Origin of the sequence: Litoreibacter arenae DSM 19593, assembly GCF_000442275.2 — a bacterium.
In the GTDB taxonomy this organism is placed as follows: domain Bacteria; phylum Pseudomonadota; class Alphaproteobacteria; order Rhodobacterales; family Rhodobacteraceae; genus Litoreibacter; species Litoreibacter arenae.
Genome location: NZ_KE557310.1, coordinates 24,051 through 37,293, shown reverse-complemented (window position 1 = coordinate 37,293; position 13,243 = coordinate 24,051). Strand labels below are relative to the sequence as shown.

At 62.6% G+C, this 13,243-nt stretch carries 16 protein-coding genes; 6 read left to right on the top strand and 10 right to left on the bottom strand.

Features of this window, described 5'->3' with window-relative positions; genetic code table 11:
* Window positions 1–2 precede the first annotated feature (2 nt).
* Window positions 3–503, bottom strand: coding sequence for an SH3 domain-containing protein (locus tag THALAR_RS07855; protein WP_021100988.1), 501 nt, complete (start codon window positions 501–503; stop codon window positions 3–5).
* A 115-nt stretch (window positions 504–618) separates the two neighbouring features.
* On the opposite strand from THALAR_RS07855, the gene THALAR_RS07850 reads away from it, so the two are divergent.
* The 3 genes from THALAR_RS07850 (at window position 619) to THALAR_RS07840 (ending at window position 2,408) form a co-directional block, all read left to right on the top strand.
* Entirely contained in the window at window positions 619–1,605 is a 987-nt protein-coding gene (locus THALAR_RS07850) for a 2-hydroxyacid dehydrogenase (protein WP_021100987.1), read from the top strand.
* Window positions 1,606–1,700: 95 nt separating this feature from the next.
* Complete coding sequence (locus tag THALAR_RS07845) at window positions 1,701–1,895, top strand: CsbD family protein (protein ID WP_021100986.1); 195 nt, start codon at window positions 1,701–1,703, stop codon at window positions 1,893–1,895.
* A gap of 3 nt (window positions 1,896–1,898) precedes the next feature.
* The gene (locus tag THALAR_RS07840; RefSeq protein ID WP_021100985.1) at window positions 1,899–2,408 is read left to right on the top strand and encodes a pyridoxamine 5'-phosphate oxidase family protein; all 510 of its coding nucleotides are present in this window, start codon (window positions 1,899–1,901) and stop codon (window positions 2,406–2,408) included.
* Window positions 2,409–2,466: 58 nt separating this feature from the next.
* Here THALAR_RS07840 and THALAR_RS07835 read toward each other — a convergent pair whose 3' ends face one another.
* Window positions 2,467–3,258: a lytic murein transglycosylase gene (locus tag THALAR_RS07835; RefSeq protein ID WP_021100984.1), complete on the bottom strand. Its 792-nt coding sequence runs from the start codon at window positions 3,256–3,258 to the stop codon at window positions 2,467–2,469.
* Between the two features lie 175 nt (window positions 3,259–3,433).
* On the opposite strand from THALAR_RS07835, the gene THALAR_RS07830 reads away from it, so the two are divergent.
* Window positions 3,434–5,920, top strand: coding sequence for a GcvT family protein (locus tag THALAR_RS07830; RefSeq protein ID WP_021100982.1), 2,487 nt, complete (start codon window positions 3,434–3,436; stop codon window positions 5,918–5,920).
* Window positions 5,921–5,933: 13 nt separating this feature from the next.
* Here THALAR_RS07830 and THALAR_RS07825 read toward each other — a convergent pair whose 3' ends face one another.
* Genes THALAR_RS07825 through THALAR_RS07810 form a run of 4 tightly spaced genes read right to left on the bottom strand, consistent with a single transcriptional unit; the run spans window position 5,934 to window position 8,806 of the window.
* Window positions 5,934–6,389, bottom strand: coding sequence for a hypothetical protein (locus THALAR_RS07825; RefSeq protein WP_021100981.1), 456 nt, complete (start codon window positions 6,387–6,389; stop codon window positions 5,934–5,936).
* 55 nt (window positions 6,390–6,444) lie between these two features.
* Window positions 6,445–6,762: a hypothetical protein gene (locus THALAR_RS07820; protein ID WP_040818184.1), complete on the bottom strand. Its 318-nt coding sequence runs from the start codon at window positions 6,760–6,762 to the stop codon at window positions 6,445–6,447.
* Between the two features lie 35 nt (window positions 6,763–6,797).
* Window positions 6,798–7,874: an NAD(P)/FAD-dependent oxidoreductase gene (locus THALAR_RS07815; protein ID WP_021100979.1), complete on the bottom strand. Its 1,077-nt coding sequence runs from the start codon at window positions 7,872–7,874 to the stop codon at window positions 6,798–6,800.
* Window positions 7,871–8,806 carry an aldo/keto reductase gene (locus THALAR_RS07810; RefSeq protein WP_040818091.1) on the bottom strand — a complete coding sequence of 312 codons (936 nt, stop codon included), beginning with the start codon at window positions 8,804–8,806 and terminating at the stop codon, window positions 7,871–7,873. The genes THALAR_RS07815 and THALAR_RS07810 overlap by 4 nt, the downstream gene beginning before the upstream one ends.
* A gap of 117 nt (window positions 8,807–8,923) precedes the next feature.
* On the opposite strand from THALAR_RS07810, the gene THALAR_RS07805 reads away from it, so the two are divergent.
* Entirely contained in the window at window positions 8,924–9,481 is a 558-nt protein-coding gene (locus THALAR_RS07805; RefSeq protein WP_021100977.1) for a cytochrome c oxidase subunit 3, read from the top strand.
* 2 nt (window positions 9,482–9,483) lie between these two features.
* Complete coding sequence (locus THALAR_RS07800) at window positions 9,484–9,753, top strand: cytochrome C oxidase subunit IV family protein (RefSeq protein WP_021100976.1); 270 nt, start codon at window positions 9,484–9,486, stop codon at window positions 9,751–9,753.
* 54 nt (window positions 9,754–9,807) lie between these two features.
* On the opposite strand, the gene THALAR_RS07795 is transcribed toward THALAR_RS07800, so the two are convergent.
* The 4 genes from THALAR_RS07795 to THALAR_RS07780 are packed head-to-tail and all read right to left on the bottom strand — an operon-like array spanning window position 9,808 to window position 13,243.
* Complete coding sequence (locus THALAR_RS07795; protein ID WP_021100975.1) at window positions 9,808–10,890, bottom strand: BMP family ABC transporter substrate-binding protein; 1,083 nt, start codon at window positions 10,888–10,890, stop codon at window positions 9,808–9,810.
* Window positions 10,891–10,929: 39 nt separating this feature from the next.
* A complete protein-coding gene (locus THALAR_RS07790) occupies window positions 10,930–11,874 on the bottom strand; it encodes an ABC transporter permease (RefSeq protein WP_021100974.1) in 945 nt (314 codons plus the stop codon).
* Complete coding sequence (locus tag THALAR_RS07785; protein ID WP_154666779.1) at window positions 11,865–12,158, bottom strand: hypothetical protein; 294 nt, start codon at window positions 12,156–12,158, stop codon at window positions 11,865–11,867. Before THALAR_RS07785 ends, THALAR_RS07790 begins: the two co-directional genes overlap by 10 nt.
* Window positions 12,158–13,243: an ABC transporter permease gene (locus THALAR_RS07780; protein ID WP_021100972.1), complete on the bottom strand. Its 1,086-nt coding sequence runs from the start codon at window positions 13,241–13,243 to the stop codon at window positions 12,158–12,160. The genes THALAR_RS07785 and THALAR_RS07780 overlap by 1 nt, the downstream gene beginning before the upstream one ends.

Below are 13,243 nucleotides of genomic sequence, written 5' to 3'. Positions count from 1 at the left end.
AACTATTCCCGTATCTCGCCGGGCATCAGCCCCCACAGCTTTTCACGCGGCAGCCAGCCCTTGGTGCCGTCCAGCGTGACGCGGCACCAGTAAAGGTCGCATTTGCCCAATCGCGCCACGACGCCGACCTCGGCATGGGCCACGATGTCCGACGCGGAATCGGCGAGCCTATAGACCGGCGTCATATCCTCTTCGATCAACCCGAACCGCGAGCCGCTGAGCAGAGTGTAATGCACCCAGCCCCCCGCGCCGTCGCGGTCGACGACGCGCCGCCAATGGCCGTGCTCGGCCACAATTTGCAGCGGCATGTTGCGGTGTTTGAACACCCAGTCGATGCGGTGCGACAGTGACGGACCACGCCGCACATTACCCTCGGACGCTTTCAGCGACACGAAACGGGGCAGCGGCAGATTGGTGACGGGGCCACGCTCGGACGCCAGCGCGGCCATGGGTGACAACAGCAAACATGCGACCAAAGCCGCAATTCCAAATACCCGTTTCATCGACCGTCCTGATTGCACTGCTGCACTTGTCATTTTTAGGGCATTTCTTGCCTTGCCCCTTCGGTCGTGATCTTGGCACTATGGGGCAGGAAATTCCACTCAAGGATAAGCGCAGATGCCAAACCAGAAGCTGAGTGTTGTCGTGACGCGACGGTTACCCGAGCATGTCGAAACCCGCATGAAAGAGTTGTTCGACGTCACCTTGCGCCCCGACGACACCCCGATGACCCGCGAAGAGCTGGTCGATGCCGTCAAAACCGCCGACGTGCTGGTACCGACGCTCACCGACAAAATCGACGCAGGGCTTTTGGGGCAGGCGGGCGACAAGCTGAAACTGATCGCCAACTATGGGGCTGGGGTCGACCATATCGACGTCCAAACTGCCCGTCAGCGCGGTATTCTGGTCTCGAACACGCCGGGTGCCGCCGCCGAGGACACCGCAGACATGACCATGGCGCTGATCCTTGCCGTCACCCGCCGCATACCCGAAGGGCTTGCGGTTATGCAGGGGGGCGAGTGGCAGGGCTGGTCGCCCACCGCGCTGATGGGCGGTCGCATATCCGGCCGCCGCGTCGGTATCCTTGGGATGGGCCGCATCGGGCAGGCGGTCGCCCGCCGCGCCCGGGCCTTCGGGATGCAGGTCCACTATCACAACCGCAAGAAAGTCCACGAAAGCATCGCAAACGAGCTGGAGGCGACCTATTGGGACAGTCTCGACCAGATGATTGCCCGGATGGATGTCGTGTCGATCAACTGCCCGCACACGCCCTCCACGTACCACCTGATGAACGCCCGCCGTCTCAAGTTGATGAAGCCCGACGCGGTGATCGTGAATACCTCGCGGGGTGAGGTGATTGACGAAAACGCCCTGACCCGTATGTTGCGCGCTGGTGAGTTGGCGGGCGCGGGTCTCGACGTGTTCGAGCACGGCACCCAGATTAATCCCCGTCTGCGCGAGTTGAACAACGTCGTGCTGCTGCCCCACATGGGTTCCGCCACCCGCGAGGGGCGTCTGGAGATGGGCGAAAAGGTGCTGCTGAACATTAAAACCTTCGCCGACGGCCACCGCCCGCCCGATCAGGTTGTGCCCGGGATGCTCTAAGCCGCTCACGCGCGGAAATCGTGTCCGCAGCACGGAACAATTTCGCAGCCAGACCGTTCTCCTTTCATACCGTAACCGAATGAAAGGAATACGAGATGAACTGGGACCAAATCGAAGGCAACTGGAAAGAATGGAAAGGCAAAGCCAAAGCCAAATGGGGTGAGCTGACCGATGACGAGCTCGACCAGGCCGAAGGCAACCGCGAGAAAATCGAGGGGCTGATCCAGCAAAAGTACGGCAAGACCAAAGAAGAAGCCCGCGAAGAAGTCGATCACTTCATGAAGGGCTAAGCCATGGCTGACACTGACCGTACTGAAACTGACGCTCGGGGCCAGCTTTTCGACCAACTCGACGATGTCCGTGCGGGCATGTTGGGGGTCGAAGGCTCCGGGCAGCACATGCAACCGATGACCCACTATTTCGACCGTGATACCGGCGAGTTGTGGTTCATCACGTCCCGCGACACGGACCTGGTTCGGGGCATCGGACAGGGGAACACGGCACATTTCTGCGTCCAAAGCACGTCGCAGGACTATTACGCCTGCCTGTCCGGCCCGATCCGCCAAAGTCAGGATGAGGCCAAACTCGACGAGATTTGGTCCGCCGTAGCAGCCGCCTATTTTGAGGGTGGTCGCGAGGACCGTGACGTCTGCCTGCTGCACATGCCTCTGCGCGAGGCGGCGATCTGGTCGTCCTCCGGCAACCCGTTCGCTTTCGGCATAGAGGTGCTCCGCGCCAACATGACCGACAGCACGGCGCAAACCGGCACGCATAAGGTGATCAACTTCGCCTCCGCTGCCTAAGAAAACAAAAGCCCCGCCAAACGGCGGGGCTTTTGTTTGATAGTCGGGGTAAACAGACCTACCCGTCGATCTTCGCCGCCATAATGGCAATCGCCTTTTGGTAGACCCCCGCCGCATTCCACTGCTTGATGACCGCGAAGTTCGGCTGACCCTCTTGGTAGCCAGCGCCGGGCCGCCAGCCCTTGCCGCGCAGGAAGTTGGCCGTTGAGGCCAGTGCATCCGCCATGTTGTTCAAATCAATTCGCCCGTCGCCATTGCCGTCCTGCCCGTAGCGCAGCACGTTGCCGGGAAGGAATTGGGTGTGTCCCAACTCGCCATGCTTGGCCCCGATGGAGTTCGGCGAGATGATGCCGCGATCCACCAGTTGCAGCGCCGCCAGCGCGTGGCCGGTGAAGAATTCCGACCGGCGGCAGTCATAGGCCAGCGTCGAGATCGACGACACCACATTGCTGTCCCCCATGAAGTTGCCAAAGCCGGTTTCCATCCCGTGAATGGCGATAATCACCCCCGCAGGCACGCCGTATTTCCGCTCCAGCGAGTCGTAGAACGCCGCGTTGCGTGCCTTGCGTTTGCGTCCTTGGGCCACGATGGTATCCGCCCCGCGCACCTGCATGAATTTGCCCAGCGAATACTTGAAGCTCTTTTGGTTGCGGTCCGCATTGATCGTGCGCTGCGCATATTGCGTATTCGCCAACGCCGCCAGTCCGCGCTTGCCGACACCGGCCTGCGCCGCTTCCTTGGCGAAGGCCGCCTTCCACGCGTTGTAGCCACCAGCACTATTGCCGCATTGGGCCGAAAGCGCGGGGGAGGCCAGGGTCAGGGCGGCGATGAGAAGAGCAGAGCGAAGCATGACGGAAATCCATTTGTATGAAACAATCCGCCGCAGATTAGCTGCGCGGCGGACCACACGCAACTGGCACCGCTTCGCTTGTCGGAAACGGTGGATTATGCGTCGAAAGATGCGCGGGGATCGGCGTTTGCCTTGCTAGACAGAGGCCAAGTAAGCCCAACGGGAGTCGGTTAGTATGAAAGCGCATGTCAAAGCACTGGTCGTCGGCGGTGGTGCCGTCGGAACCTCGATCGCCTACCATCTGGGCAAGGCCGGTTGGGACACCATGCTGCTGGAACGCGACGAGCTGACCTCCGGCTCCACTTGGCACGCGGCGGGGCTTTTGCCGTATTTCAACATGTCGTTTGCCACGACCCATATCCACGACTACTCGATCAAGTTCTACAAGCAGCTTGAGGCGGAAACCGGCCTGAACGCGGGCTTCTCGGTCTGCGGCAATCTGCGCATGGCCCGCACGCAGGACCGTATGGACGAATACGCGCTCTATAGCTCCACCGCCGAAACCGTCGGTGTGCCCCACGAATGGATGACCCCTGCGCAGATCAAGGACCGCTGGCCGCTGATCCGCACCGACGACCTGAAAGGCGCGATCTACCACAACACCGATGGCTATATTAATCCCGCCGATGTCACCATGGCGATGGCCAAGGGCGCGCGCCAGCACGGCGTCACGATCGAGCGGAAATGGCAGGTCGACGGCTACGAGTGGACCGGCTCCGAATGGCGTGTGACCGTCACCAAGATGGTGGAAAAGGGCGGCAATCTGGTCGCTTCGGACGAGCAGACCGTCATCACCGCCGAACACGTCGTCACCGCCACCGGCAACCACGCGCAGCGCACGGCGCAGCTGCTGGGGATCAATATTCCCGCCATCCCCGTAGAGCACCAGTTCATCGTGATGGAGCAGGACCCCGCGCTGGTCGAATGGCGCAAGACCAACCCCGAACACCCCGTCATCCGCGACGCCGACGCGCAAAGCTATGTCCGCGAGGAACGTGGCGGCTGGATCCTTGGCGTCTATGAGAAGAACGCGCCCGCCCGCTTTGAATATGGCGTCCCCGACAGCTTCCGCGCCGATCTGTTCCAGCTCGATCTGGAGCGGATCGAGCAGCAATATATGGAAATGATCCACCGTATCCCCTCTTGCGAGGAATGTGGCCTCAAGGACGATTTCAACGGCCCGATTTGCTACACGCCAGACGGCAACCCGCTCGTCGGTCCCGGACCGGGCCTGCGCAATATGTGGCTGGCCGAGGGCTTCTCCTTCGGGATCACGGCGGCTGGCGGCACCGGCTATTACCTCGCCCAGATGATGGTCGAGGGCGAGGCAGAGATCGACATGGCGTCCCTCGACCCCAAACGCTACGGCTCCTGGATGACGACCGAGTTCGCCGCCCGCAAGAACGAGGAATGCTACGACCACGTCTACATCCTGCACCATCCGGACGAAGAACGCCCCGCAGCACGCCCCCTGCGCACATCGCCCGCCTATGACCGCCAAGCCGCACGCGGTGCGCAATTCGGCTGGGTCAACGGCTGGGAACGCCCCAACTACTATGCCCCCGAAGGCTTCAGCGACCACGACGCCCGCAGCTTCAGGCGCGGCGGCTGGTGGCAATACGCGGTGGAGGAGGCCAAGGCCATCCGCGAGGGCGTGGGCCTTGTCGACGCGACCGCCTTCACCAAACACATCGTCAAAGGGGCAGGCGCTGCCGCCTTCCTTGACTGGTTCACCACCAACAAGCTGCCCCGCGTGGGCCGCATCAACCTGACCTACGCGCTGACCGATGCAGGCACGACGCGCACGGAATACACCATCGTACGGCTGGCCGAGGATGAGTTCTACCTCGTCTCCGCCGGTGCATGGACCGCCTATGACGCCGACTATCTGCGCAAAAGCATCGAGGACAAAGAGGCAGAATTCGGCCGCATCGAATGCCAGGACGTCACCACCCAATGGGGCGTGTTTGCTATCGCAGGACCGAAATCCCGCGACGTGCTGAACGCCGTGATCAAGGACGCCGACCCCGCTACCGCGCTCAGCAACAAGCGCTTCCCATGGCTGTCAGCGAAACAGATCGAGCTGGGCATGTGCCCCGTTAACGCCATTCGCGTAGCCTATACCGGCGAGCTTGGCTGGGAATTGCACCACCCCATCGAGATGCAGAACTACCTGTTTGACCTGCTGGAAAAAGCAGGTGAGCCGCATGGTATGAAACTGGTCGGCGCGCGGGCGCAAAACTGGCTGCGTCAGGAAAAATCCTATCGTGCCTTCGGCAACGAGCTGGGCCGCGACGCGACCCCGCTGGAGGCCGATCTGCCCCGCTTCGTAGACCTGTCAAAGGACTTCCGTGGCAAGGACGCCATGCAAACCTTGGGCATCCGCTCCAAATGCGTGACGCTGCTGATCGACGGGCCGGACGACGCCGACCCGTGGGGCCGCGAGGCGCTGTATGACGGCGACACCAAAGTGGGCCGCCTGACCTCCGGCGGATACTCCGTCGCGTTCGGCAAAAGCATCGGCATGGGCTACGTCAAACCGGAACTGGCGGAGGTCGGCACCAAGCTGAAAGTCCGTATGCAACGCGAGCTTTGGGACGCCACCGTAGTCGAGGACAGCCCCTACGATCCGAAAAACGAAACCATCCGCAAGGACGGATAAGGCTCCGGGGGGCCTAGCCCCCCAGCTTCGACATTGTTTCAGGGTTCATCATCGCGCCCATCAGCCCGCTCTCGGTCATGCGTTTCATAACTTCTTGCTGCACGCCGCAGGTCTGCATCGCGGCCATCACCGGCGGGGCCATCATCTCCGGCGGTTGCTCTGCGGTCTGATCCAGTGACGTGATCGGTCGCGCCGCGTAGGTCTCGATGACGCTCAGATACCGCTCCACCCCGTCGGCGCCTTGGCTGGTCTCCAGATTGTCCAGAAAGCACCGTCCTGCCTGACGGTATGTGTCGTCCCATTCCCAGCTGGGTAGGTTCGGCTCCAGTTCCGGTGCGCGGCTCAGCAGGAAGGTGGACAGCTGCTGCCCGCCCAACTCGGATGCGGCTTCGAGCCGTTCAAGATTGTCGGCCAACAGCGCCGATGCGGGCAGGGCGAACAGCGCCGCCAGAATGGAAATACGGGTCATATCAAAAAAGCTCCTTGGTAAACGGAGCCAGTGTGCCAAAGCCGCCCCGACAGGTCTAGCGCCGTCTCCGCCAAAGAGCGATCCGCCGCCGACCGCGTACAATCGCATCCGCCAACGGGCCGCGCAGGGCCGTAATATCGACGGCCAAGAGCAGAAACCCGATGGGCAGCATCCAGACGCCGAACACCGGCAAAATCGCCAGAATCCCACCGATAATGAAGAAGAACGCAACCGGCACCCGCACAACCCACCAGCCCTTTGCGCGAATGGCGTTCAACGGTCGGCGCAGGGCAGGCACCTTGCGTTCGAACATCGCGAACTGTCGCTCGAAGCGTCGCGTCGCGCGGTCTTGTCTACTTGGGTCAGTTGCCATCATGGAGTGTCACATAAGACGTGTGCGGGCGCTAATCAATCGCTGCCGAACCGCGAAGGCGAAAGCGCAGCAACGGTGCCGCCGTCCAATTCAGGCGCACGTCCGCCCACCAAGTCGGCGAGCAACCGGCTCGCCGCGGGTGCGGTCTGGAAGCCGTAGCCCCCTTGCCCCGCACACCACCAGAACCCGTCCCGCTCCGAGGCGCCAATGACAAGGCAGCGGTCCGGCGCGAAGGTGCGCAGCCCCGCCCAGTTGGCGATCATCCGTTGCACGGGGGTGGTGACGTGCTCCTCATAAAGCGCGATGCCTTCCGCCAGAACCATGTCGTCCGCCCATGCGTCCATCGGGATTGACGGCTCTTCGTCGGCGGGGGAAATCAGCAGCGCACCGGCATCCGGCTTGGCATACCACGCCTCGCCGGGGCCGAAGATGATCGGCCATTTGGACACGTCCAGCCCCTCCGGCGCGGCCACCCGCGCGATGGAGCGGCGCATCGGTTGCAACCCCAAAGGCGTCACGCCCGCCATTTTCGCGATCTCGTCGGCCCATGCGCCAGCCGCGTTCACGACCGCCCGCGTCTCGTAGTCCTCGCCTGCGGTCACGCGCCAGCCGGTCGCGGTTTTCTCTATCGCCGTAACCTCGGCACGGGTCACCACACTGCCGCCATTGCCGCGCAATTCGCGGATAAACCGTTGCACGGCGGCGTCGGTGTCGATGTCCCACGCCTCCGCGTGGTAGCCGACCTGTGTAACCCGCGCGGGGTCCAGCACCGGCACCATGTCCAGCGCCTCGTCCATCGTCAGGCGGCGCATGTGCATCGACACCATGTCCGTCGCAAACGCCAACTCGTTGCCCTCGCGCCCGACCAGCATCAACCCGCGCGGCAAGTCGCGCGAGCCGTTCACGTCCAGATGCCAGTCCTTGCTGGCGGTGTTCAGCGCCACTGTGGAGGGCTTTCCATACGTCTCCTCGAACAGCGCCGCCGAGCGACCCGAGGCGTGGTAGGCCAGCGCGTCCTCACGCTCCAGCAACGTGACGCTGCCCAATGCGGACAGGCGCGCGGCGGCGGACGCGCCTGCGATGCCGCCGCCGATGACCACGAAATCGGTCATGCTTCTTCAAGCCTGTCAGTCGCCGGGGCGGGGGCCTGTGTCAGGGCCGTCAGCCGGTCATACAGATCGTCGCTCATCTCGAACGACATCGCTGCGAGTGACGGGGCCAGTTGCTCGCTCGACCGTGCCGATATGATCGGGGCCGTCACATGCGGGTTCTTCATCACCCACGCCACCGCCAGCGTCGCGGCGTCGGTGCCATTCTCCGCCGCGATGGCGGGCAGGGCAGCAGCGACCTCATGCATCCACGGCACATCATAGCGGGCCTTGTAGCGTGCGTCGTCGATCAGCCGCCCCGCCGCGTCGTCGCCTGCATATTTCCCCGTCAGCAGCCCTCCGCCCAAAGGCGAATAGGGCACCACCGCGATCCCCTGATCGGCGCAGGCGGGGAACAACTCCACCTCTGCCTGCCGCTTCACAAGGCTGTACATCGGCTGAAGCACGTCCACCGTCACCCCCAACCCCCGCGCCACCTGCGCGGCCTTCATCACCTGCCACGCGGCGAAGTTGGAGATGCCGATATATCGGATCAATCCGTCCTCGCGCAGCTCGGCCAGCGCGCCGAAACTCTCGTCCAACGGCGTCTCGGGGTCGAAGCGGTGCAGATACATCAGATCGACCGTGTCCACATTCATCCGCGCCCGGCTTTCCTCAAACGACGCCAGCACGTTGGCCTTCGTTGCGGGCTTGTTATACGCGGCCTTGGTGGCGATCAGCACGTCGTCGCGCTCGGATTGGACGAACCGGCCCAGCATCGTTTCGGACTGCCCGTCGGTGTAGACATAGGCGGTGTCGAAAAAGTTGATCCCCGCAGCGCGGCAATCGGCATACATCGACTGGCTGGCGACGATATCCGCCTTGCCACCAAACTGCATGGTGCCGAAACAAAGCTGCGATGCGGGGGCGCCATTGGCCGTGGTCAAATGTTCCATTGCGCGAGACTGGCAGAGAATTTGCGTTCGTTAAAGATCAATCCGTTCGACATTGATATAGAGCAACGTCACCGCCTCCCAAGCGGTCCATGAAGTAGCCGAACGTAAGGAGCCCTCATGTCCGCAAACCCCCAGCCCTCCCTGCTCGAAGAGTTGCCGGGCGATCTGATGATGTGGGTTCTCATCGTCAGCGAGCTTCTGATTTTCGGTGCCGGGCTGGCGGCGTTTTTGGCTGTGCGTCTCAGCGATCCCGCAGGCTTCGCCGAGGCGCAATCGCACCTCCACCGCACGGGGGCGGCGTTCAACACCATCGTGCTCATTACCAGCGGCTATCTAGCCGCCAAAGCCCTGCACTGGCGGACGCTCGCCAAACGCACCGCCGCACGTATGGCTCTGGTCGCGGCGGCGGCTTTGGGGGTGGTGTTCCTTGTCATCAAAGGTGTCGAATATGCCGACAAGGCGGCGCAGGGCATCACCTACGAGACCCACCCGTTCTTTATGTTCTACTACCTGCTGACCGGATTTCACGCGTTCCACGTGGTCGCGGGCATCCTTGTGCTGCTGCTCGTCGCGTGGCGCGACGCGCCAGACAATATCGAGATCGGCGCCGCCTTCTGGCACATGGTCGATCTGGTCTGGGTGCTGCTCTTCCCCGTCGTCTACCTGCTGGCCTGATCATGATGAAACCCGACACCCTCACCCGCGCATGGATCGCGCTGATCGTCTTCAGCGCCCTGTCGATGGTTGCCGCCGGACTGGTCAATAACGGCTTTGACCAACGCCTGACCGGCAGCCTCGTGCTTGCGCTGGCCTTGCTGAAGGCCCGCGTTATCCTGTCGCGCTACCTCGGGCTGGCCGACGCGCCCTCGTGGCGCAGGGGCTTCAATCTGGCGCTGACCCTGTTCTGCCTGATCCTGCTCGGGCTCTATCTGTTCCCGCAGATATAACGCAAAAGGCCCGCGAAACGCTCGCGGGCCTCAATGTTTCAGAAGGGTCGAACCTTAGTTCGGAATGTCGCCCTTGATTCCTTCGACGTAGAAGTTCATTCCAGCTAGGCCGTCATCGCCGAAGTCCTGAGCAGTCTCGCCCTCGGCCAACCAGTCAGAGCCGTCCTGCTTTTTCAGCGGGCCGGTGAACGGGTGGTAGGAGCCGTCCGCGATGCTGTCTTTCAACGCCAGCGCCTCGGCCTTCACGTCGGCAGGAACCGCGTCGGAAATCTCGCCGATGCCGACCATGCCCGGCCCGATGCCGTCCCATGTGTCGGTGCTTTCCCAGGTGCCATCCATGACGGCCTGAACGCGGTCGATGTAGTAGGGCGCCCAGTTGTCGATGATCGACGAGACACGCGGCATCGGCGCATATTCCGCCATGTCGGAGGCCTGACCGAAGGTGATGACGTTACCGGCTTTCTGTGCCGCCGCCTGAGGCGCGGTGGAATCCGTGTGCTGCAAGATCACGTCCGCCCCTTGCTCGATCAGCGCGGTCGCGGCATCCGCTTCCTTGGCCGGGTCGAACCATGTGTAGGCCCACACGACGCTGAACTCGACGTCAGGGTTGACCTTCTTGGCGTGGATATAGGCCGAGTTGATGCCCCGGATAACTTCAGGGATCGGGAACGAGCCGATATAGCCGACCTTGTTGGTCTTGGTCATTTTGCCCGCAATATGCCCCTGCACCGCGCGGCCTTCATAGAAGCGGGCAGAGTATGTGGACACGTTGTCGGCACGTTTGAAGCCCGTGGCGTGCTCGAACTTCACATTCGGGAACTTGGCGGCAACGGCGATGGTCGGGTCCATGTAGCCGAACGAAGTGGTAAAGATCAGGTCCGCGCCCGACAGCGCCATCTGCGTGATTACACGCTCCGCGTCGCTGCCTTCAGGCACGCTTTCCTGATAGATGGTCTCGACCTTGTCGCCGAATTCCTCTTCGACGGCCAGACGGGCTTGGTCATGCTCATAGGTCCAGCCGCCGTCGCCCACAGGGCCGACATAGATGAAGCCCACTTTGGTTTTGTCTTGCGCATAAGCTGCGCCGGTCAGCGCGAAGGCCGCGACGGCCCCGGCAAGGATGGTTCTGCGTTTCATGGATGGTATCTCCCCAAGGTTTAAAAACTCGTAATGGCCTCAATGAGAGGCGTGGAATGCGCGGCCCAGACAGGCAGGCGCGGCAAGTGAAGCGCGGGCTTTGCCACCCTTTCGGGGGGCCGACATGATGACCAGCACCACGATGGTTATCAGATACGGCGACATCGACAAGTACTCGACAGGAATTGCCATCCCCGCCGCTTGCAGGTTTAGCTGCAACACGGTCACGCCGCCGAAAAGATAGGCCCCCAGCAGCACCCGCAGGGGCCGCCACGAGGCGAACACGACAATCGCCAGCGCGATCCAGCCCGCCCCTGCGGTCATGCCTTCCGTCCATTGCGGCACGCGGATCAGGCTGAGGTAAGCGCCCCCCAGCCCCGCGCAGGCCCCGCCGAACATGATCGCCAGCAGCCGCACCTTCACGACCTTGTAGCCAAGCGCATGCGCCGCATCGTGGTTCTCGCCTACCGCGCGCAGGATCAGGCCTGCGCGGGTGTATTTCAGCACGGCCCACGTTCCGACGCACAGCGCCAGCGACAGGTAGACCATCAGGTCATGGTTGAACAAAACCGGACCGATAAACGGAATATCCGCTAGCGGCCCAAGGTCCAGCTTGCCCACCGCAGGGGGCCGGATGCCCACATAGCTTTGGCCCAACAAGGACGACAGCCCCAGCCCGAACAGGGTCAGCGCCAGCCCCGTTGCCACTTGGTTGGACAGCAGAAACTGCGTCAGTATCCCGAAAATCAGCGACAGCAACGCGCCCCCCACGGCGGCGGCGATGAACCCGACAACGGGCGAGCCGGTCTCTACCGCAATCGCAAACCCGCAGATGGCGCCCGTGATCATCATCCCCTCGACCCCGAGGTTCAACACGCCCGATTTCTCGACCACCAACTCGCCCAAGGCGGCCAGCAGAATCGGCGTCGCGGCAACCATGAGGGAGGCGAGCAACAGGGTGGGGGAGATCGCACTCAGGTCCAATGGGCACCTCCAATGGCAAGGCAATAGGCGCAGGTCGCGGCCCATCCTCCGATCACGCCGAGACCCATCATCGGCAGATGCGACATGTGCGAATGCCGTCCCTTGAACGCCACCAGCTTGCGCCGCAGAGCTGGAATGAACATCGCAAGCGCTGCAAGCCCGCCCACCAGCACGACGTGGCTCAGCATGAACGCCACGCCTATGTTGCTGTCCATATGCATCATCCAGGGCAGCATCAGCCCCATCATGCCGCCCATCAATAATGGTCCTTTGTGCTTAAACATCACGCCACCTCCCGCTTGCCGAACCTGATCCGGTAATTCGTCAACACATCCACCGCCAGCAGGAAGAACAACAACATCCCCTGAAACGCCTGAATGGCCGCCGCCGGAACGCCCAGCATGAAAGACGCCAACTCGCCGCCGATGTAGGTCAACGCCATCAACAGCCCCGCCAGCAGGATGCCGATAGGGTTCAGACGACCGAGAAACGCCACGATAATCGCGGTGAACCCGTAGCCCACGTTGAAGTCGATGCTGATCTGCCCCGCAGGCCCCGACACCTCGAATAGGCCTGCCAGCCCTGCCAAGGCACCAGCGGTGCCAAGGCAGAACAGGATCAGCCGCGCAGGCTGCACACCGCCAAACCGCGCGGCCTTGGGCGCTTGGCCCGCCAGCCGGATATGGAAGCCCATCATGTGCTTGCTGAACAACACATAGGCAAAGATCACCGCCACCAGTGCCGCGACCACGCCCCAATGCAGGCCGGTGCCGGGCAGAAGCTCCGCGTTGTAGGCCGGGGGGTATTCCTTCAGGTTCCGTGACCCCGGAAAGCCGGAGCCCTCAGGGTTGCGCAGCGCCCCCAACGCCATGGAGGCCAGTATGAACTCCGCCACATAGACCAGCAGCAAGGACACCAAAATCTCGTTGGTGTGGAACTTCACCTTCAATACCCCCGGGATCATCGCCCAAAGGAACCCGCCCAACGCGCCCGCGACGACCATCAGCGGAAAGATAAGCACGCTCTCGGTCGGGTAGAACGCCAGCCCCACCGCCGCGCCGCAGATCGCGCCGATGATGTATTGCCCCTCCGCCCCGATATTCCACACGCCCGCGCGGAAGCCCATGGCCAGCCCCGTGGCGATCAGGATCAGCGGTGCGGCTTTCACCAGCAATTGCGGCCGCGAGTAGTTGGCAAACTGCTCGTTGAACAGCGGGTCCCAGAAGATCGTGCGAATGGCTATGAGCGGGTCTTTGCCCAGAAACGCGAACATGATGCCGCCCGCGACCATCGTCGCCAACACCGCCAGCAGCGGCGTTACGGCGGTCCATAGCTGCGAGGGCTGCGGACGTTTCTCCAGCGCGATCAC

Bases quoted from the DNA above. Each gene is read 5' to 3' on its own strand.
- THALAR_RS07840 (WP_021100985.1), top strand. From the start codon at position 1,899: ATGGCTGACACTGACCGTACTGAAACTGACGCTCGGGGCCAGCTTTTC.
- THALAR_RS07830 (WP_021100982.1), top strand. From the start codon at position 3,434: ATGAAAGCGCATGTCAAAGCACTGGTCGTCGGCGGTGGTGCCGTCGGA.
- THALAR_RS07820 (WP_040818184.1), bottom strand. From the start codon at position 6,762: ATGGCAACTGACCCAAGTAGACAAGACCGCGCGACGCGACGCTTCGAG.
- THALAR_RS07815 (WP_021100979.1), bottom strand. From the start codon at position 7,874: ATGACCGATTTCGTGGTCATCGGCGGCGGCATCGCAGGCGCGTCCGCC.
- THALAR_RS07805 (WP_021100977.1), top strand. From the start codon at position 8,924: ATGTCCGCAAACCCCCAGCCCTCCCTGCTCGAAGAGTTGCCGGGCGAT.
- THALAR_RS07800 (WP_021100976.1), top strand. From the start codon at position 9,484: ATGATGAAACCCGACACCCTCACCCGCGCATGGATCGCGCTGATCGTC.
- THALAR_RS07835 (WP_021100984.1), bottom strand. From the start codon at position 3,258: ATGCTTCGCTCTGCTCTTCTCATCGCCGCCCTGACCCTGGCCTCCCCC.
- THALAR_RS07785 (WP_154666779.1), bottom strand. From the start codon at position 12,158: ATGTTTAAGCACAAAGGACCATTATTGATGGGCGGCATGATGGGGCTG.
- THALAR_RS07810 (WP_040818091.1), bottom strand. From the start codon at position 8,806: ATGGAACATTTGACCACGGCCAATGGCGCCCCCGCATCGCAGCTTTGT.
- THALAR_RS07850 (WP_021100987.1), top strand. From the start codon at position 619: ATGCCAAACCAGAAGCTGAGTGTTGTCGTGACGCGACGGTTACCCGAG.
- THALAR_RS07825 (WP_021100981.1), bottom strand. From the start codon at position 6,389: ATGACCCGTATTTCCATTCTGGCGGCGCTGTTCGCCCTGCCCGCATCG.
- THALAR_RS07845 (WP_021100986.1), top strand. From the start codon at position 1,701: ATGAACTGGGACCAAATCGAAGGCAACTGGAAAGAATGGAAAGGCAAA.
- THALAR_RS07795 (WP_021100975.1), bottom strand. From the start codon at position 10,890: ATGAAACGCAGAACCATCCTTGCCGGGGCCGTCGCGGCCTTCGCGCTG.
- THALAR_RS07855 (WP_021100988.1), bottom strand. From the start codon at position 503: ATGAAACGGGTATTTGGAATTGCGGCTTTGGTCGCATGTTTGCTGTTG.